This window comes from Marinomonas sp. TW1, assembly GCF_001625355.1.
Taxonomy (GTDB): domain Bacteria; phylum Pseudomonadota; class Gammaproteobacteria; order Pseudomonadales; family Marinomonadaceae; genus Marinomonas.
Genome location: NZ_JSEE01000012.1, coordinates 50,054 through 67,618, shown reverse-complemented (window position 1 = coordinate 67,618; position 17,565 = coordinate 50,054). Strand labels below are relative to the sequence as shown.

The window sequence follows — 17,565 nt, the reverse complement described above, 5'->3', positions numbered from 1 at the left end:
GGCAATTTAAGAGATGCTCTACGATGATTTTTACGTCAAATCACTCATTCAGACAGTAGAAGACTGGCCAAAGGAAGGCATTAGTTTTCGGGATATTACCCCGATTTTTAGTGACCCAAAAGGAATGAGGATGGTTGTGGATGCATACATTCATCGCTATATCGACTCTGATATCACGCACATTGCTTGTATTGACGCGCGTGGCTTTTTGATCGCCGCTGTTTTGGCCTATGAGTTACAAAAACCACTTATTCTAGTGCGTAAGAAAGGTAAGTTGCCAGGTAAAACCATTTCACAAAAATACGCATTAGAATACGGCGAAGCAGAGCTTGAAATTCAACAAGGCTCGGTGAAAGCAGGAGATCATGTGTTACTTTTTGATGATCTTATTGCAACTGGCGGCACCCTATTCGCTGCAATAGAGCTTCTTACTCAACAAGGTGCTGAAATTAAAGAAGTGGCCGCTATAATTGACTTACCTGACTTAGGTGGTAGTCAAAAGCTGAGGGACAGTAACGTACCTGTTTACAGTCTTTGTGCTTATAACGGCGAATAATAAACGCTCTATATAAAAAAAGGTGGCCAATCTGGCCACCTTTTTTTATATCAAAATTTAGTACCTATTGAGATTAGACTGCATTAGAAGTCTACATTGGCACCAATAGAAAAGCCTTTATTTGTCTCTTTGCGAGTATTGTCATCATAGACAATGACCGTGTTACCATATTTGATGTAAGCGCGAGCATTTCTCATCGTCATATACTCTAAACGGAAATCATATGTGTACATGTGATCTAAGTTAGTAAACGAGAGAATTTCTGGTGAGTAATAGACGGATCCATATACACTAAGTCGATTCGCTTGTTGTAATGTATAGCGATACCAACCACCTAAACTTAAAGCGAGGGAGATTTCATTTTCGTCGTTTTCAAGCTCTGCATCCATTGCGTATAAACGAATGCCAATGCCTACTTGTAAAGGGCCACTACCACCTTCTGAATCTTCAACGCTTAAGCCAACATATCCAGTTGATGTATCTTCATCTTTATCGTGAGAAACCCCACCATTGATACCAAAAGATCCCATGTTAAGATTAACGTCGCCCTGCACTGTTTCATTGGTTAAGTTAACCCCAGCTGTAGAAGCGCCTGCAATAGAAGAACCTAACAGGCCAAACGCTAAAAAAACGGCTTTAACATTCAAATTCATTTCTCAAATCCTATAGTGAAATAATGTTCAATCGATCAAAAGCTGATGGCGATTGCTTCAGCTCTTTAAAGTCAAAAAGTTCTGTGTCTGCCAAGTGAGAAGGTACGACATTTTGCATTGCGGTGAACATAGTATCCGTTCTACCTGGATAATCTTTCTCCCATTTCTGCAGCATATCTTTAACTACTTGGCGCTGTAAATTTTCCTGAGAACCGCATAAATTACATGGAATGATTGGGAAGTTTCTCAATTCAGAAAATGCTTCAATATCCTTTTCTTTGCAATAGGCAAGAGGTCGAATGACAACATGCTTACCATCATCACTTAGTAGTTTCGGTGGCATTGATTTGAGACGCCCACCAAAAAACATGTTCAAAAACAGCGTTTCTAAGATGTCATCACGATGATGGCCTAGTGCAATTTTTGTCGCGCCAATTTCTTCTGCAAACCCATAAAGTGAACCACGACGCAAACGTGAACAAAGTCCACACGTGGTTTTGCCTTCAGGAACCACTTCTTTCACAATACTGTATGTATCGCGCTCTAATATATGGAAATCTACCCCTGTTTCTTTCAGGTAGGCTGGCAAAATATGCTCTGGAAAACCAGGTTGCTTCTGGTCTAAATTCACGGCAACGATTGAAAAATCAATAGGGGCACTGGCTTGTAAATTCCTTAAGATCTCTAACATTGTGTAAGAGTCTTTACCACCAGAAAGACAGACCATCACTTTATCGCCTTCTTCAATCATATTGAAGTCAGCAATAGCTTGGCCTGTTTGTCTTCTCAAACGCTTTTGAAGCTTATTAAGCTCTAATTTTTCTTTGGGACGATTTGTTAAATCCATCATTCACACACTAAAAATAAAACAATCTTATTTTACTATAAGCTCAACGACATCGCATCAAAAATGAAATAGAAGCGTAAAATGTGCATGAAAATCCATTATTTATACGAGCTTATTATGCTTCTAAGCTATGAACTGAGGTCGTAATTAAGATCGCGAAGATCTCAACTGATCAATTATGACTTCAATTCATGTTCAGCTTGATGAAGGCCTTTTAAAAAGGACAAACTTGAGTGGCATTCTTTGCAGATGTATTCGACACCTTTTTGGGCACGCGAATGGCGCCGTTTGGTAAATTCATGCTGTCGACAAGCGCAAGCATATAGATAGCTGTTTTTAAGCGGAGGGACGTCGAACATGTGTGTTCTATTAGGAGAAAGTTGATAGACTTTTTTCATAACGGCTTGCCATTCTTTTCCATGAGGACGAACCGACGTGCCATAAATCTGATAGACAATGATATGCGCCACTTCATGAGGAACCACTGTTTTTAAAAATTCAACCGGGTTTTGTTGATACATAAAATGGTTAAACCTTAGTTCATTTTTCTGTAAATGAGCCGTACCAGCCGCCCGCCCTCTTTGCTTGAAGTTACAATGAGAGTGGCAGAATTTATGATTAAAAAACACTTCTGCAAGCTCAAAACAACGTTCAACCTTGTTTTGAAGCTCAACTATTTCAGAATCTCTTATCGTTTTGGTACTCATAACGTCGGACATCAAGATGGCGTTTTGTTAATACATTGTTCATGAAGAAGGCTTAACAATGAATCTGAAAAGCGACTTACTTCGTCAATAGAAATACCGGACAAACGGCTTAGCGAAGCCGCATTGGTTGGTTTATGTAGGCATATTTTTCGTAGCTGTCCATCTGTCATATTAATTTCGACCTGGTTGTATAACCAAGCTTTGGCTTTGTGCCAATTAACATGATCTGTCACCAGTTCGTCTTCTGTCAGCCTTGGATAGTAGTGATCATTTACCAGAATAACCTGATTTTCTCCTTTTAGAATCTGGCGAGCTTTCTCATTTAGCTGCACAAGGAAAGAGTGGTTGCCGACTACCTGAATATACTCAAATGCCAAAAGGTGTCTAATAACGGATTTCCATTGAGCTTCTGTTAACTCCTTGCCTTTGCCAAACAAGGACAACTTTTCTGCTTGGATGCTGGTGGTTGCTTTGGTTCTTTTGCCCAATAAAATTTGGATAAGAGTAGAGAAAGCCTGAGCGCCTTTTGTGTGATAGATCAGGGACAAAATTTTCTGACAGGCAATCGTAGTATTATGCTCAGATTGTTTATTGACACATCGATCACACATCCCACATGGCGCCGACGTTTCATCAAAATGTGCCAGAACACTGACTTTACGACATTGACGATCTTCTAATATTTGAAACAAAGCGGTCAACTTTGTTAACTCTAATCGCGCTTGCTCAGGCGTATCACTTATCAATTGCTGGGCTTTTAGCATATCTTGCAAGCCATACAAGAGAAGCGCTTTTGCCGGTTTATCATCACGACCAGCACGCCCTATTTCCTGGTAATACGCTTCTGGCGTGTTAGGGATATCCATGTGAATCACAAAACGAATTTGAGGTAAATCAATCCCCATTCCATAAGCGGTTGTGGCGACCATGATGGCGCCATTATCCCGAGAGAAGGTTTCATGGTTTCTCTGTTTGTCCGCATCTTTCATCGCGGCATGATAGGTCAAACTATGAAACCCCAAGTGCCGTAACCAAGCACAAAGTTCTTCTGTTTTGTTGCGTGATCGGCAATAAATAATGCCCGATTGGCCTGAGACTTCATGGTGAAGAAAATACAATATTTGCTGTTTTGCTTGTTTCTTCTGAGCAATTTGGATTTGGATATTAGGGCGATCGATGCTGCCTTTGATGACCTCAGCATTGAGGATACCTAAAGAAGATTGAATGCCTTTTAATGTTTGATTGTCTGCACTGCCGGTTAACGCAATGATTGGCACCGTTAAGAAACATTGCTTAACCTGGCCTAGCTGACTGTACTCTGGTCGAAAATCCCCTCCCCATTGCGCAATACAGTGAGCCTCATCAATTGCAAACAGCGCAATATCAACACTTTGCAAAAGCCCCATGATGGATGGCTGGATTAACTTTTCCGGAGATAAATACAAAAACTCAATGCGATGATGTCGGATAGACCAGACCAAATCATCTTGTTCACCGGGGTTTAGCGTCGAGTTGAGGAATTTGGCATGAATGCCTTTTGCATTCAGCTGATCAACTTGCTGTGTCATTAGAGAGATCAACGGGCTGACAATGACAGCAACACCATCACGCAGCAAACCAGCGGACTGATATATGAGTGATTTACCGCCGCCTGTTGGTGCCGCAAGAACCACATCCTGCCCTGCAGATAAGGCATCGATCGCTTCTTCTTGAAGTGGTCGATAATCTGTGTAACCTAAGCGTTTAAGAGCCTGTTGTTTTTTCGAGTTCATACAATAATTATCTCTGATTTACGAGGCTTCTGCATCGATTTTTCTGGGTCTTTTCGCTAGAATCACAATCTAAATTAACATTAGGAAATGAAATACATGGCACACCAACCTCTTGATGATCTGGAACTAGAAACATTAGAAGATTTTTTGGATTCAGACCTGGTTCACGAAGAATGTCAAAACTTTGTGATGGCACATGGTTTTTTAACCGCTTTGGCAATTTGTCCCAAACCGATTTCCGAATCAGATTGGCTGCCTGTTGTATTTGAAGAAACCCCTAAGTACGAAAACGATAAGCAAGAAAAGCAAATTGCTCAATATCTCACTCGCCTATTAACGGACATTCAAAAAGAACTTGAATCAGAAGACGGTTTTTTGCTGCCTTGTGAAATTGCAATGGGCTCTTCTGCTGAAGAACTCAGTGAGTTGCAAGAGTGGGCAACAGGCTTCATGGAAGGGGTATTCATGACAGAAGCCCAATGGTTTGAGCCTGAAAAAGAAGAGATCGTGGCAGAATTATTGCTGCCAGTGATGGTCGCGTCAGACCTGTTTGATGATAAAGAAGTGCTTGAAATTCGTGCCAGTGACAAGCTTACCGCATCCTGCATTGCACAAATCCCCGAAGTGGTAACCGATTTATTTTTGGTTCTTAGAACGGAGCCAGAAAAGAAACCAACACCAAAAAAAGCACCTTATAAGGGAAGCAATAATAAAAAGAAAAAAGCCAAGTAAACAATTTACTCTGTGCGCAGTGCAACCAATGTGATGTCATCGAGTTGTACTGCGTCGCCTAGATATTCCTCTAATACTCGCTCTGTTCTTGTTTGTGCCCGCATTAGATTTTTATCACCATAGGACATCTTAATGAGCGCTTTTACCTGCTCTTCACCATACATATTTCCTTCAGTATTTTTAAGCTCCAATACGCCATCCGATAAAATAACCAATGTGTCTCCCGCTTTTAACTGATTGCGCTCTAAGCTTGGATCGAATTCGCAAGTGGATTGCACACCTAATGGCATGTGACGGGATTTAAGGCAATCTAATTCACCAGATGAACGACGAATCATGGCATCAGGCATGCCGCCACCCCAATAATTGAAATGACCGTCCGGTGACAACAAAATCAAATAACCGGCGCAAAACATATAATCAGGTAAAATGCTGTTTAATGTTTTATTAATTTTGATGGCTAATTCACTTAAACTTGTGAGGTCATCAACGGCATCAAAGAAAGTCTGCATAACCGGCAACGCTCCAATGGATGCTGGCAAGCCATGCCCAGTAAAATCTCCGACAAAAGCCAACCTCGCACCATCCGCCCGCGTTTTGACAAGCGCCAAGTCACCATTAAAACTGGCCGCCGCAATGCGTGTTATGACGACCTGATCAGAATTTTTTTCACTTCTGGTTTGAATATGGTCAAGCACTTGATGAGCCATCTCATGTTCGCGCTCAATCATGGTCTGAAAGAAGGTCAGGGCTTTATTTTTTTTATACATCTCTTTCACCAAAGCAACGTGACGCATATGGGTCTTAAGACGTATATTGAAAAGCATTTCGTCAAACGGTTTTGGTAGAAAATCATCCGCACCAGAATGAAAGCACTGATCCATGACGGAATCAGACGTATGTGAGGCGAGAAAAAGCATAGGAACAAAACGGCTGCCGCTTAAGTTCTTTAGCTTTTTTACCAATTCGAGACCGTTACCACCTTTAATGATGACATCCAAGGTCACAATATCTGGCACGAAATCTTTAAAGGCATCAATGGCTTCATGATATGACGCCACTGTTTTGACATTCAGGCCTTCTCTTTCTGCACAAAGTGTCAGGATGTCTCGGTAAACAGGCTCACTATCTATGCATAATAATTTCATTCTTCCCTTTATATAATATTAAAGCGCTTATCAAAGCGAGAAATCATTAGGATGTTTTTGATAAAGGCATTCGCCCCTTTAAGGTCAATTTCTTGTTCAGCGGGAATGGCATTGCGCATACTAAGAAGCATGCCAAGTGCTGCACTGTCTAGATACTCAACCGAAGACATATCGATAACGTAACGATTAAAACTTCCATCCAAATCAGTATACGCTGCTCTGAAATCATTGAACAAAGAAAAATCAAAGCTACCAATTAAGCTGATCGTCACAGTGTTATTTTTGTCATCTTGATTTACCGTAATACTCATACAGTTTGAGAGGGCCTAATAGCCTACTCTCCTCCGTGGCACTTAGGTGATAGAGGGGCAGATTGTTCACGATCTTGCCATTCATCTAAAGTATAAAGATGCATAGCAAGGGCATGAATACGCTGCATTTCTTCTTGTAAACTAGCATATATTAGTTGGTGTCTCTGAACGAGCCTTTTGCCAATGAAGTCATTCGACACCAACACCAATCTAAAGTGAGACTCACTGCCATCTGGTACATTATGCTTATAACTTTCGTTCTCTAACGTCATATGATGAACATCAAATGACGTGTGTAAGCTTTGCTCTATTTGCTGCTGAATGATCATGCTTATCTCAATTAAGCTGGTGTTAACAAATTGTCAGATTGACCATTTAGTAAAACCTGACCTTTTTCTTTCGGATAGGCAACATCAATCGAGACCGCGCCACCTTCACGCCAGACACTGATAATGGTATCCATGTTGGCCGCCATTACCGCTCGTTTATCATCTGGTGCCGCGGCAATTACCTGTAAACCTATGTCTTTCATAAAGCCCATACAAGTGGATGTTTTTACCATATCAATCTTATTGAAGGCTTCATCAAACATGGCCAAAGAGAATCCACCAACAATATCCCCATCCATCGTTTCATGTAAACGATATGTAGTCGATAGCGCCGCTGCAATGGCCAAATAAAATGGAATTTGGTGCTCACCACCAGAACCTGTCTGAATACGCTGACTCAAAGTGGTTTTCTTATTGCCATCGCTGTCTAATATGTCGACCTCAAAGTTGTAGAATTTACGATAATCGGCGAGGTCTTGCTGCTTCTCTTCATCCGAAATCAACTCTTGAATGGCCTCAATGGCACGAGCATGTTCTGGATCATCACTCATTTGAGGGTCAAATAAACCACCAACATTGGCTTGATCTTGTGCACTAAATCGCTCTACTAGATCCAAGATATCTTTCATATCCCCATTTGGGTAATAGCGGAATTGATAGATTTCTTGGTTAAAGGGACGACGCTTCAAACTGTGATTCAATTCTCGGATGATGTGTGCCACTTGATCCAAAGAATCTTTGAGTTTTGACACATAGTCAGAGCGGAAAGTTTCTTCTGCTTCACGACGAGCAATCTCTGCGCGTTTTGCGTATTTCGCCAATTCCGTTTCACTTAAAACATCAATTTGGTAAGACACATAATGTTCAAACTCTTCAAACTTAGATTCCAAGTAATCCAATTGATTATCATCGTCTAAATTGGCTTGATGGTATTTAGCATAATGATCGGCCACTTCTTTACGAACTTTTTGATCAAAACTGCGAGCTTTTTCACTGGCTTTGTCCGCTCGGCTAATGGCTTCCTTATAAATGGCGGCGCCATGAACCATACTGCTTTCCAGCAACGAATATCGTTCACTGGCAAACTCCGCGTCGTATTTTGGATTCGATGTTAAACGAGTACGCTCTTCATCTAAGGCAGACAACGCTGAGCTGAGTTGCGTTTTTTGCGTGTTCAGGGCACCAAATTGCTCTGCAATTTGTTGGCGTTCGCGATCCAATTTCTTCTGTTCTAATTCCACATTCGCGACACGTGTCTTCAGCTCTTCAATGCGCTCTTGTAGATCCGTATCATCATGCTGTTGTAATTGCTTGATCTCTGCGTTCACCGCTTCCAGTTCTTGTACCAAACGGGTTACGGCATGGCTAGCATTACCCAATGTCTCAACATCAAACTGATTATTCGCAATGACTCGGCTAAGCAACGCATCCGCTTGCTCGAGACGCTGATCGGATGTTAACAAGTTGGCCAGTTCCGCACTGAGCGTTTTTAGCTGCTGCTCACGAGATTCGCGCATACCTTCAGTGTTAATACCGACCATCATATGAGGCACAGAACGAATAGTTGAAATGGTGCCCGACAGTTTCAACATACCATCGGCGGTCATAGCACTGTCTTCTCTTAACAACTCACGTTCTGTTTCAACGGGTTTGATGCCACCAAGTCGGCGATTTAAATACGCTTGTGCATGATCGTTATTGCATCGAATAAAGCGCAATGCAGATTGTCGATCGCCTCGACTCAACCATAAACGCGTTTGAGTAGTATCCACCACACGACAGCCCATTAATTGACGACGATGGGCGCGGAAGATACGAATGGCTTCTTCGGCGTCTTCCGGTTCAACAATCAAGGCTTCTCGTTGCGCACCTAAATAACCTTCAATGGCATCTTGCCATTTACGTTCGGTGACTTCAGCCAAATGACTTAATGGTGTCGCTGTGATATTGGCATCTTTTAATAATGCAATCAGTCGCTTAGTATTTTGCGATAATGGGCTGACGCCACCTTTTAATGAAGACACGTCAGATTCAAGCTGTTTGCACTCATCTTTGAGATTCAAAATGCTGCGATTTAACTCTGATCGCTGAGCAAACAAGAGTGATTTTTCTTTATCCAAAGCATCATTTAGCAAAGACAGTTTCTGAGTTAAGGGTTTTAAATTACCCTCAATGCGACCATCTTCACTAATGACTGTCTCCAATGACGACAATTCTTGAGCAAGCTCAATCGAGTCTTTTGATAACACTTCCGAAAAGCCATCCAAAGCCTTTAAAAGTACGGCCATTTGACGTAACTGTAAAATGGCTTTTTGATCTTGCTGGCCTTGCAGTTCAATCAGCTTTTTATTTTGTTCAAGCTGTTGCAGTTTTAAACCAACGTCTGAGTGTTCATATTGCTGCTCTAGGCGTAAAAGCTGACCTTGAAGCTGCTTCAGCAAACTTGATTGAGTCGCTAGCTCTTCTTCAATTTCCTCTTCACGTTCTTTTTGTAAATCGTACTGATCTTGAATGTCATCTTGCTTACTGCCCAACTCATCAAATCGAGCCTCTGTCGCTATCCATTGATAATTAATGGCATTTTGATCATGTTGATGCTTTTTCTCACAGTCTTGTTGAATAACTTTGAGGTCATCAATACGTTTAGAGACTTCCAGCGTTTTGGCTTCTAACTGGCGATATTCATTAAGCGATTTTTGGTATGCGCCAACTTGCAGTGGCGCTTCCGTCAAAACAAAGTCCTGCACAAATCGAGTGGGTGACGCAATAGGCACAAATTTCAAAGCATTTTTGAAATTTTTCAAAAAGCCGTCAATGGTAATGAGCTGATCAGAACTTGGGCTCAATTCTTCCAGGTAGCGGTTAATGTATTGTGTCGCAGAAGCACTACCAGACTTAATAAAAGGGTCTAAACAGATTTTCTTTAAGCTTTCACGAACCTCAATCCAAGGCTTGGCTTTGTAGCTCTTACCTTCCATCGCATCAATGAAATCAGATTTACGAGCGCCAAAGTTAGGTAGAACAAAACGTCCAAGCACATCTTCTTCTGGCGACGCCAAAGAGGCGCTTAAAGTAAGTCCAACCGTCGACTCTTTTCCTGTAACACTGTCTTCAAACACTAATGCAAGATAACAAGTCGCATCTTGTCTTGGTTCCGTTCCAAATACTTTCGCATTGGCTTGGCCTGAGTCGATCATGCCCAAAATATAAGAGCGGATGCTGCGGCCACTTGCCTTTCCGTCATTGGCACTGGCGTTGTAATTTAGGTGGCGTTTACTGGCACCAGTCAACACAGTTTGGATGGCATCCAGTAGTGAAGATTTACCGGACCCTGTTGGCCCAATGATGGCCGTATTGCCACGGATATTGATTTCTTCTGCACCAAGCAGGTACCAATTTACTAATACAATTCGATTTAATTTTTTCATTATCAGGCCCTAGTCTTGATTCGTCTCAGAGGTGATTTCAACATCACTGTCATCACTTTCTATGTCGTCTTCATCTGGGTCTGTTCCATTGAAAGACTCTAATTGTCTCAAATAAGCTTCCGTAACAATTAGGCGAACCACAGGCGTAATATTGATGATCTGGTTTTTGCTGTCTTCTTCGTAGGTTTTGCCGCGAATGATCACACCATGACGACTGAATAAAGATAAAATATCTTTAAAACGAGTTTCACTCGGGATTTCTCGTTTTACCAAATGCACAAAACGATCCAAAATGGTGTGAGTATTGGTCGCCACAAAGCCGTTATCCACTTCAAAGTTTTCAATCTTCTCTTCGTATATTTGTCGCAGCACAAGTAAAAATAACGTTTCATCGGTTTTTAATCGAACAAAGGCTTCTCTTTGAACCGGCAAAACGCCAGCTAAACGTTCATTTTCATTGATGTAGAGTTTCATGCCGAGCGCATCAAATAAACGATCAAAATACTCTTGATAAGACTCAAGTAACAAATAGTGTTTGCGTTGGCCATGTTTGTAAGCACTGGCAAATTGATTGGCGATGACATAATTTGCTGTCTGTTGGAACTCTTGTGCGTCCTTCCCTGACTCTTCAACGACCTTTTTTAATTCTTTAAGCATTAAGCTTCGCTCCTACGTACGACATTGAATTCACGGCATTCAACAAAATCATGAACATCTACAAATTGATCGGTAAATTGTATTTCAAACACATTTTCTAATTTTTTTGCACTGACACCCAAAGAGCCGACATAACGAAGATGATCAAAGCAAACAAAGTCTTCCACTGACGAAATGGTAAAATCTAAAATGTGTTTTTGAGTATGGCTGGCCATCTGTTTTTCAAGGTAAGTCTGCATTTTCGCGACAGTCACTTGTCGCGCTTCATGGAATCGACGCTGTTGGTCTCTCAATTTAATGGCATCGGCTGATACCTCCGCAGGTGTCATCACCCGTGGTGGTGGCGCTTCACGACGTTTTGTTGGCTGTGCGGCAGAAGCCATGCCAACAAAACGAGAGCCGATGACTTGCTTCATCACTGGCAAATGCTCGAACTTCGCCACATCGGTAATAATACCGGCAATTTTCGTTGCCATGCCGGGGCGAGAACTGTCCATATAACGAGCCGTATCAGCGGCTCGTTTTTCTAATCGATAGCGATATTCATCAATTCGTTCTAAGCGTTGCTCGATGTTATTAAAGGTTTGCAATATATCGCGACAATCTTGTTCAACCATAGCTTGTGCTTCTGCCATGGTGATAAGTTGCTGATCAACATAACATTGTGCAACTTGTCCCATGGTGGTTGGATTGGCTAAAAAATCTTGGGTTAGTTCGAGGATTTGTCGACGAAAACGAAATGGGTTGTTACTGGTTTTGATGGTTTTGTAGTCAGCAATCAGAATGCCTTCAACAAACAAGTCAAAGAAGCCAGACACAATGGCTTTAGGGTCTCGACTAGCAAACAATTCCCGTTGTAAGCTGCGAATGCCTAATAATATTTGGTTCAGATGGGCGGAAAATTCTCGTGCCGCTTCTGCCGATTGACGAAGGGTGACGCCCCTTTCTTTCGGCTGTTTTGCGACCGCTTCCAAATTACTCAGTATGCTGAGTACCGTTGCCCCATAGTTCCGTTTGCCATGACGGCTGATCTCAACCAAAGATCGTAACAACATGGAAATCTGCGGTGTCATGAGTACACTAACGCGATACAACTCTTGCTCTTCAACAAGCCATCCTGTGTTGACTAATCTATGGTAGATGCGTAATGCATAATCATGAATGGTTTTTGGTGAATCAAATGACTCTTTTTGATCCTCATGCCAAGACAAGGTATCCAATTTATGAAGCGTGTCTTCAATCGATTCAATAATGGTGGACTTGTCTTTGATTGGATCCTCAGCGTGATCATAGAAAACGTCAGCGAGATCTTTGAGTACCGCTTCGATGAGAGTCTTATTCGAGCCGCTTAACGCCTGAAAAATTTCATCTGGCAAATGACTAAACAACATTGTCATGGCTCCATGGCTTCACTAAAAACAATCGCATTCTTATTCCTTACCTAAATATCCAGCTATCACGCTTTCCATGGCTTTTTTTACGGCATTATCTTCACCAACTGGTGGCAGTAACACAATGTTTAATTTCTCGCTCTGAAGGGCTTCTATTTGCGCAGGAACATCCGCGCGCAAATGTCTTCCAACAGCAAGAAAAAGTGGCAACACGGCCACGGAAGTTACCTTCTCGCTCAATTTCTCTACGACATCTTCTAAAGATGGCGTGGTTAATTCCATATAAGCTAAACTAGTATTCGCTTCACCATAAAGTTCCACGACTCGTTGGTGAAGGGTTTCGAATGGCTCTTTCCAAAGAGGATCTGGACTTCCGTGTGCAAGAAGTATGATGTGATCGTATTCTTTGCGTAACATTATCTTACCTAAATATTAACAATGGTTACCATTTTAGCCATCCTGCCAGAGAAAAAGAAGGTGCGATTTAAAAAAACGCAAAAACAAAGAACTACTTGATCCAATTTTAGTTTTTGTTCGTTTAGTCTCAATCTGAATAATGAAAAATCATAAGGATTTACCATGAAGATTTTAATGACAGGGGCAACGGGGTTTATTGGTCGCTCATTACTAGATGAGCTACTAAAGACCGATTCAGAGATCTGCGCGCTTGTTCGTAAAAAATCGAATAGCTTGCCCGTGGCAGTCAAACAAATTGATTTTTCTGCACTTTCCCAATTAACTGAACCCTTTGATGTCTTTATCAATCTGGCAGGAGAAAGCATCGCCGCCCAACGTTGGACATCGAAACGCAAGCAAGCTTTGCTTAATAGCCGGGTTAACTTAACGAATCGTATTTTTGATTTATTACAACAACCTCCTAAAACCATCATTTCTATGTCGGCCATTGGCTATTACGGTGTCACTAATGAAGGAGAGTTTACTGAAAGCACACTTCCTGCATCAGGTTTTGCTCATCAATTGTGCGAGTTATGGGAGCGTTCTGTAACAGAATCAGCTCAACACGATAGTCGTGTGGTTATTTTTAGACTGGGGGTCGTATTAGGAAATGGCGGGGCGCTAAATGCAATGAGACTTCCCTATCGTTTAGGCTTGGGGGGCAAAATCGCCTCAGGAAAGCAGTGGTTTAACTGGGTTCATCTAGACGATGTGAAACAATGCATTTTAAACGCTGTAACCGATACAACCTATCAAGGAAGCTATAATTTGGTTGCGCCCAATAATGCCACTCAAGCTGAGTTTGCTAGTGGTTATGCAAAATGTTTGAAACGTCCTGCTTTAGTTTGGACACCACAGTGGGTGTTAAAGGTCTTATTGGGTGAAATGTCGACGTTACTAACCCATGGACCTAAAGTGATTCCTGATAGGCTGGTAAAACAAGGTTACCAGTTTAAATTTGACCGATTGGATCAAGCCCTTAACAATATCGAAGCCAATAATACACAGTAAAGACTTACCGTTTCTTTCGTAGCTCAGGCAAGCCTTTATCATCGTTGAGTGTGTGAGTGCATTTGGGGTAAGTAATACAGCCCCAAAAATAGCCGTTTTTACTTTTCTTTCGGACGAGGTAGTGACCACAGGCTCGACATGGGTATTTCTTTGTCGCCGATGGTGCGCCATCGTCATCTTCTACCGTGACCTTACAATCAGGGTAATTGGAGCATCCCCAAAAAACACTCTCTTTAAATTGTCTTTTGCGCAATGGGGATTGGCAGGCAGGGCATAAATAACGCTTTGCTCGAACAGGTTTCCCTTCTTCATCGTTCGCTGTGTAGTCACAATTTGGGTAAGATTCACATCCCCAAAACACGCCATTAGCGCCTTGCTTCTGTCTTAAAAGACTTTGGCATTTAGGGCATCGATAACGAACTTGAGCCACTGTGACTTTAACGTCATCTTGTTTCAGAAACTCTTGTTCCCAGTGGCTACTTGGCAAATGAGGTGCTTTGGTATCTTTTGACATGAGGATTACTCTTTATCTTGATAGCAAAGAGCTGAGTCTTCCTGGCATTTATTGCTTTCGTCTTCCGCGAACACGGTTCGTACTTTTGAAGCACCCTTTCGTGCTGCCTCCGCGGTCGCCGCTCCGGCTTCTTGTAAACTTTCCCAAACAATTGTCCCAGTCTCTTTGGCGTTTTTACTTACTTTGCCGCCAAGCACTGAGGCTTTGCTCCCTAGATCACTGGCTTTCTTTGCGGTTTTGTCGGCGACATCTGACGTCGTTTCCTTTGCATCTTGCCAAAACTCAATGACATTGTGCTTAGCTTTATCAAAACCTGACTCATCATCCGCATACGCCACATTCATTGCCAAACTGATGATTACAATCATCAAACGACTGATATTCATGCCAGCTCCTGTTGGATTTTATCTCGGTGCAAATGCTCAAGAACAAGCGAGACATCCGTTAACTGTACTAAATTTTCATAACTGGCCAAGATACTATCGTCAACCTGCTCATGAACCCAAGTGCTATGGTATGGAATATGAATGGCGGCGGCACCGATATCAAGCACGGGCAAAACATCGGATTTAAGAGAATTTCCTATCATTAAGAATTCGTCTTTTGGAATATTGTGCTTAGCCAGAATCTGCTCATAAGTTGCAGGTAGCTTTTCACTTACCACTTCAATAATGTCAAAGTAATCGGCAATTCCGGAACGGGCAAATTTACTTTCTTGGTCAAGTAAGTCCCCTTTCGTAATCACCATAAGTCGGCATTTTGATTGCAAGGTTTTCAGGACCGCTTCGATATTTGGCAACACCTCAACAGGCATAGCCACCATGCATTTTGCAAGATCAATAATTTGTTGAATTTCATGACCTAAGATGCGCCCTTCCGTCAACTCAATGGCGGTCTCTATCATGGAAAGAGTGAAGCCTTTGATGCCGTAACCAAAATGCCCTAGGTTTCTGACTTGTACTTCACCAAGGTGTTCTCGAATATAAGCTTCAGAATGATAAGGTGACAGTAAACGAATAAACTCGTCTTGAGCATTCATGAATATTTCTTCGTTACGCCACAAAGTGTCATCCGCATCAAATGCGATGGTTTGGAAAGCTTGGCGTGATTTTGTCATATCATGTCCAGTTTTTAATGTTTTCTTCAATAATATTCATATAAAGCGAAATCTGCTCAGGGCTGTCGTTTAACGCAGGAATGTAGTCAAATGCCACACCGCCACTGTGTTTAAACTCATCCCCTAATTCTAACGTCACTTCTTCTAGAGTTTCGATGCAATCAATTGAAAAAGCTGGGCTAATTACATTGATTTTTTTAATGCCCATGTCAGGCAATGCTCTAAGGGTTTCGTCTGCATATGGCTTTAACCACTCTTCACGGCCAAATCGGGATTGATAGACATGAGTCCAATCGCTATCACCTAGTTCAAGCTCTTCTGCAACTAAGCGGCTGGTTAGTTCGCAACGGCGTGAATACGGATCGCCATTGCTTACGTATCGTTTTGGAATGCCGTGATAGGACAAAACCAAATGACGTCGTTCACCTTGTTTTTCCCATTGCGCTCGAACAGAATCAGCTAACGCGGTTATGTACAAAGGGTTATCCGCATAATCGCCAGCCAAATGTAACTCTGGCCAATGTGGGCACGACTTTAAGGATCTCATAAGGCGATCGTAAGCGGCCGCTGAGGTAGTCGATGAGAATTGTGGATACATTGGGATCACCAGAATCTTACCTACCCCTTGCTCCCTCAATTTGTTTGCCGCGGTCTCGACACTTGGTTTGCCATATGTCATAGCCAACTCTACCGCGACTGGCAGAGGAAACTCCTCTGTAACTTGTCTCTGTAATTTGTCCTTAAGGCGTTGACTCAATACCAATAAAGGGGAGCCTTCTTCCATCCAGACTTGCTGATACACTTTGGCCACCTTAGGCGGTCTAAGAGTTAAAATCACCAAGTTCAAAATTGGCTTCCACAACAATGGATTTAAATCCACCACACGGGAATCTGACAAAAACTCTCTTAAGTAGCGACGAACTGCCCCAGTTTCAGGTGCATCAGGTGTACCGAGATTCATCAACAGCACGCCAATTTTCTTATTATCAGTCATTAAAACAAACCTTTAAAATTTACCAATGCATTATAGGGCATCATGCACAGAACAACGTGTAAATTCACGTTATTTTAAGTTCAAATTCACCGCTTTAATAGCAATATCATTGCCAAATCCTGAATAAACACACGATTAAATATAGGTTAAAGCATATTACTAAAATCTTATGCTCGTAGTGGCTTACTTGCCATCGCGACAGTAAAGTACCGAGGAACACCCCTGCCCCGAGAATCAATGCGGCCGGCAAGTAAATGGCACCTACCAATCCAGCCTCTAATGAGGTCATAGGCGGTGGCGTTGCAGGGAATACAAACCCAATCAGGGCCGCAAATGAGAGAAATAATGACATGCCATGAAGGGTTCCATCACCGTTTTCAACTGAACGATGATGTAACCGCTCAAGTAAGCGCGAAACGATATGACCATCATTTCCCCCTAACAAACTTATTCCACCAGCAAGCAAGCCAATCGGAAGTGGGAAGTTTGGAATCGACTGCAATTTAACATGGCGCCACGGCATCGTACTGACGAAGATACTGAGCAATAGAGTAAACGATAAAAAAGCCAATATTACTTGAATACCAGCAAAGCTAACCAATTGCGCACCAATGACGCCCCCCATGGCGAAGCCAGGAGCGTATTTGAATAGCAGTACGTACTCAACTTGGCCGACCCTCATTGCTTTCAACCATTGATAAAGGTGTGTTGGTAAACAAGCCACAATGGTTGTCGCAATGACGATAGAGACGACATTTTCTATCGATAAGCCAATTGCGGGTAAAAAAAAGTATAAGGATGTTAGACAAGTTAAAGCGGGAGAAACTCTAATTTGAGTACTGACCAAACCACAAGCCAAGCCTATTAAGATCAGAAATACAGCAAATTCAATCGGCATGAGTTATATCGTTCTATGAGGTAAATGAAAGGCAAAAAAGCGGG

At 42.1% G+C, this 17,565-nt stretch carries 19 protein-coding genes; 3 read left to right on the top strand and 16 right to left on the bottom strand.

All coding sequences use genetic code 11. The annotated features are described in order from the left end of the window. Positions 1–13: 13 nt before the first annotated feature. Positions 14–556, top strand: a complete 543-nt coding sequence (locus OA79_RS12185; protein ID WP_063333520.1) for an adenine phosphoribosyltransferase — start codon at positions 14–16, stop codon at positions 554–556. 83 nt (positions 557–639) lie between these two features. On the opposite strand, the gene OA79_RS12180 is transcribed toward OA79_RS12185, so the two are convergent. The 4 genes from OA79_RS12180 to OA79_RS12165 form a co-directional block, all read right to left on the bottom strand. Continuing rightward, a complete protein-coding gene (locus tag OA79_RS12180) occupies positions 640–1,209 on the bottom strand; it encodes a YfaZ family outer membrane protein (protein WP_063333519.1) in 570 nt (189 codons plus the stop codon). A 10-nt stretch (positions 1,210–1,219) separates the two neighbouring features. Continuing rightward, positions 1,220–2,059, bottom strand: coding sequence for a tRNA 2-thiocytidine(32) synthetase TtcA (gene ttcA, locus OA79_RS12175; protein WP_063333518.1), 840 nt, complete (start codon positions 2,057–2,059; stop codon positions 1,220–1,222). A 173-nt stretch (positions 2,060–2,232) separates the two neighbouring features. Further along, positions 2,233–2,763 carry a SprT family zinc-dependent metalloprotease gene (locus OA79_RS12170; RefSeq protein WP_231908865.1) on the bottom strand — a complete coding sequence of 177 codons (531 nt, stop codon included), beginning with the start codon at positions 2,761–2,763 and terminating at the stop codon, positions 2,233–2,235. Between the two features lie 11 nt (positions 2,764–2,774). After that, on the bottom strand, positions 2,775–4,535 hold the full coding sequence (locus tag OA79_RS12165) for a RecQ family ATP-dependent DNA helicase (protein WP_063333516.1): 1,761 nt from the start codon (positions 4,533–4,535) through the stop codon (positions 2,775–2,777). Positions 4,536–4,631: 96 nt separating this feature from the next. Between OA79_RS12165 and OA79_RS12160 the strand changes: the two genes are divergently transcribed. Further along, positions 4,632–5,267: a YecA/YgfB family protein gene (locus tag OA79_RS12160; protein ID WP_063333515.1), complete on the top strand. Its 636-nt coding sequence runs from the start codon at positions 4,632–4,634 to the stop codon at positions 5,265–5,267. Between the two features lie 5 nt (positions 5,268–5,272). Here OA79_RS12160 and OA79_RS12155 read toward each other — a convergent pair whose 3' ends face one another. The 7 genes from OA79_RS12155 to OA79_RS12125 are packed head-to-tail and all read right to left on the bottom strand — an operon-like array spanning position 5,273 to position 12,948. After that, positions 5,273–6,415 carry a SpoIIE family protein phosphatase gene (locus tag OA79_RS12155; RefSeq protein WP_063333514.1) on the bottom strand — a complete coding sequence of 381 codons (1,143 nt, stop codon included), beginning with the start codon at positions 6,413–6,415 and terminating at the stop codon, positions 5,273–5,275. 8 nt (positions 6,416–6,423) lie between these two features. Beyond that, a complete protein-coding gene (locus OA79_RS12150) occupies positions 6,424–6,726 on the bottom strand; it encodes an STAS domain-containing protein (protein WP_063333513.1) in 303 nt (100 codons plus the stop codon). A 23-nt stretch (positions 6,727–6,749) separates the two neighbouring features. Continuing rightward, complete coding sequence (locus tag OA79_RS12145) at positions 6,750–7,055, bottom strand: BolA/IbaG family iron-sulfur metabolism protein (RefSeq protein ID WP_063333512.1); 306 nt, start codon at positions 7,053–7,055, stop codon at positions 6,750–6,752. 11 nt (positions 7,056–7,066) lie between these two features. Then, positions 7,067–10,483 carry an SbcC/MukB-like Walker B domain-containing protein gene (locus OA79_RS12140; RefSeq protein WP_063333511.1) on the bottom strand — a complete coding sequence of 1,139 codons (3,417 nt, stop codon included), beginning with the start codon at positions 10,481–10,483 and terminating at the stop codon, positions 7,067–7,069. A 9-nt stretch (positions 10,484–10,492) separates the two neighbouring features. Next, positions 10,493–11,140, bottom strand: coding sequence for a DUF4194 domain-containing protein (locus OA79_RS12135; protein WP_013796246.1), 648 nt, complete (start codon positions 11,138–11,140; stop codon positions 10,493–10,495). Beyond that, complete coding sequence (locus tag OA79_RS12130; protein WP_063333510.1) at positions 11,140–12,531, bottom strand: Wadjet anti-phage system protein JetA family protein; 1,392 nt, start codon at positions 12,529–12,531, stop codon at positions 11,140–11,142. Before OA79_RS12130 ends, OA79_RS12135 begins: the two co-directional genes overlap by 1 nt. A gap of 39 nt (positions 12,532–12,570) precedes the next feature. Then, the gene (locus tag OA79_RS12125) at positions 12,571–12,948 is read right to left on the bottom strand and encodes a sirohydrochlorin chelatase (protein ID WP_063333509.1); all 378 of its coding nucleotides are present in this window, start codon (positions 12,946–12,948) and stop codon (positions 12,571–12,573) included. 162 nt (positions 12,949–13,110) lie between these two features. Here OA79_RS12125 and OA79_RS12120 point away from each other — a divergent pair, with 162 nt between their 5' ends. Beyond that, positions 13,111–13,998 carry a TIGR01777 family oxidoreductase gene (locus OA79_RS12120; RefSeq protein WP_063333508.1) on the top strand — a complete coding sequence of 296 codons (888 nt, stop codon included), beginning with the start codon at positions 13,111–13,113 and terminating at the stop codon, positions 13,996–13,998. Positions 13,999–14,002: 4 nt separating this feature from the next. Here OA79_RS12120 and OA79_RS12115 read toward each other — a convergent pair whose 3' ends face one another. The 5 genes from OA79_RS12115 to OA79_RS12095 all read right to left on the bottom strand — a co-directional run bounded on the left by OA79_RS12115 (position 14,003) and on the right by OA79_RS12095 (position 17,521). Next, positions 14,003–14,512: a DNA topoisomerase family protein gene (locus OA79_RS12115; RefSeq protein WP_063333507.1), complete on the bottom strand. Its 510-nt coding sequence runs from the start codon at positions 14,510–14,512 to the stop codon at positions 14,003–14,005. Between the two features lie 5 nt (positions 14,513–14,517). Continuing rightward, on the bottom strand, positions 14,518–14,898 hold the full coding sequence (locus OA79_RS12110; RefSeq protein ID WP_063333506.1) for a hypothetical protein: 381 nt from the start codon (positions 14,896–14,898) through the stop codon (positions 14,518–14,520). Then, on the bottom strand, positions 14,895–15,629 hold the full coding sequence (locus tag OA79_RS12105; protein ID WP_063333505.1) for an HAD family hydrolase: 735 nt from the start codon (positions 15,627–15,629) through the stop codon (positions 14,895–14,897). The genes OA79_RS12110 and OA79_RS12105 overlap by 4 nt, the downstream gene beginning before the upstream one ends. 1 nt (position 15,630) lies before the next feature. Further along, complete coding sequence (gene hemH, locus OA79_RS12100; protein WP_063333504.1) at positions 15,631–16,623, bottom strand: ferrochelatase; 993 nt, start codon at positions 16,621–16,623, stop codon at positions 15,631–15,633. Positions 16,624–16,729: 106 nt separating this feature from the next. Further along, the gene (locus OA79_RS12095) at positions 16,730–17,521 is read right to left on the bottom strand and encodes a TSUP family transporter (RefSeq protein WP_063333503.1); all 792 of its coding nucleotides are present in this window, start codon (positions 17,519–17,521) and stop codon (positions 16,730–16,732) included. Between the last annotated feature and the right edge of the window lie 44 nt (positions 17,522–17,565).

Bases quoted from the DNA above. Each gene is read 5' to 3' on its own strand.
- OA79_RS12185 (WP_063333520.1), top strand. From the start codon at position 14: ATGCTCTACGATGATTTTTACGTCAAATCACTCATTCAGACAGTAGAA.
- OA79_RS12180 (WP_063333519.1), bottom strand. From the start codon at position 1,209: ATGAATTTGAATGTTAAAGCCGTTTTTTTAGCGTTTGGCCTGTTAGGT.
- ttcA (WP_063333518.1), bottom strand. From the start codon at position 2,059: ATGATGGATTTAACAAATCGTCCCAAAGAAAAATTAGAGCTTAATAAG.
- OA79_RS12170 (WP_231908865.1), bottom strand. From the start codon at position 2,763: ATGAGTACCAAAACGATAAGAGATTCTGAAATAGTTGAGCTTCAAAAC.
- OA79_RS12165 (WP_063333516.1), bottom strand. From the start codon at position 4,535: ATGAACTCGAAAAAACAACAGGCTCTTAAACGCTTAGGTTACACAGAT.
- OA79_RS12160 (WP_063333515.1), top strand. From the start codon at position 4,632: ATGGCACACCAACCTCTTGATGATCTGGAACTAGAAACATTAGAAGAT.
- OA79_RS12155 (WP_063333514.1), bottom strand. From the start codon at position 6,415: ATGAAATTATTATGCATAGATAGTGAGCCTGTTTACCGAGACATCCTG.
- OA79_RS12150 (WP_063333513.1), bottom strand. From the start codon at position 6,726: ATGAGTATTACGGTAAATCAAGATGACAAAAATAACACTGTGACGATC.
- OA79_RS12145 (WP_063333512.1), bottom strand. From the start codon at position 7,055: ATGATCATTCAGCAGCAAATAGAGCAAAGCTTACACACGTCATTTGAT.
- OA79_RS12140 (WP_063333511.1), bottom strand. From the start codon at position 10,483: ATGAAAAAATTAAATCGAATTGTATTAGTAAATTGGTACCTGCTTGGT.
- OA79_RS12135 (WP_013796246.1), bottom strand. From the start codon at position 11,140: ATGCTTAAAGAATTAAAAAAGGTCGTTGAAGAGTCAGGGAAGGACGCA.
- OA79_RS12130 (WP_063333510.1), bottom strand. From the start codon at position 12,531: ATGTTGTTTAGTCATTTGCCAGATGAAATTTTTCAGGCGTTAAGCGGC.
- OA79_RS12125 (WP_063333509.1), bottom strand. From the start codon at position 12,948: ATGTTACGCAAAGAATACGATCACATCATACTTCTTGCACACGGAAGT.
- OA79_RS12120 (WP_063333508.1), top strand. From the start codon at position 13,111: ATGAAGATTTTAATGACAGGGGCAACGGGGTTTATTGGTCGCTCATTA.
- OA79_RS12115 (WP_063333507.1), bottom strand. From the start codon at position 14,512: ATGTCAAAAGATACCAAAGCACCTCATTTGCCAAGTAGCCACTGGGAA.
- OA79_RS12110 (WP_063333506.1), bottom strand. From the start codon at position 14,898: ATGAATATCAGTCGTTTGATGATTGTAATCATCAGTTTGGCAATGAAT.
- OA79_RS12105 (WP_063333505.1), bottom strand. From the start codon at position 15,629: ATGACAAAATCACGCCAAGCTTTCCAAACCATCGCATTTGATGCGGAT.
- hemH (WP_063333504.1), bottom strand. From the start codon at position 16,623: ATGACTGATAATAAGAAAATTGGCGTGCTGTTGATGAATCTCGGTACA.
- OA79_RS12095 (WP_063333503.1), bottom strand. From the start codon at position 17,521: ATGCCGATTGAATTTGCTGTATTTCTGATCTTAATAGGCTTGGCTTGT.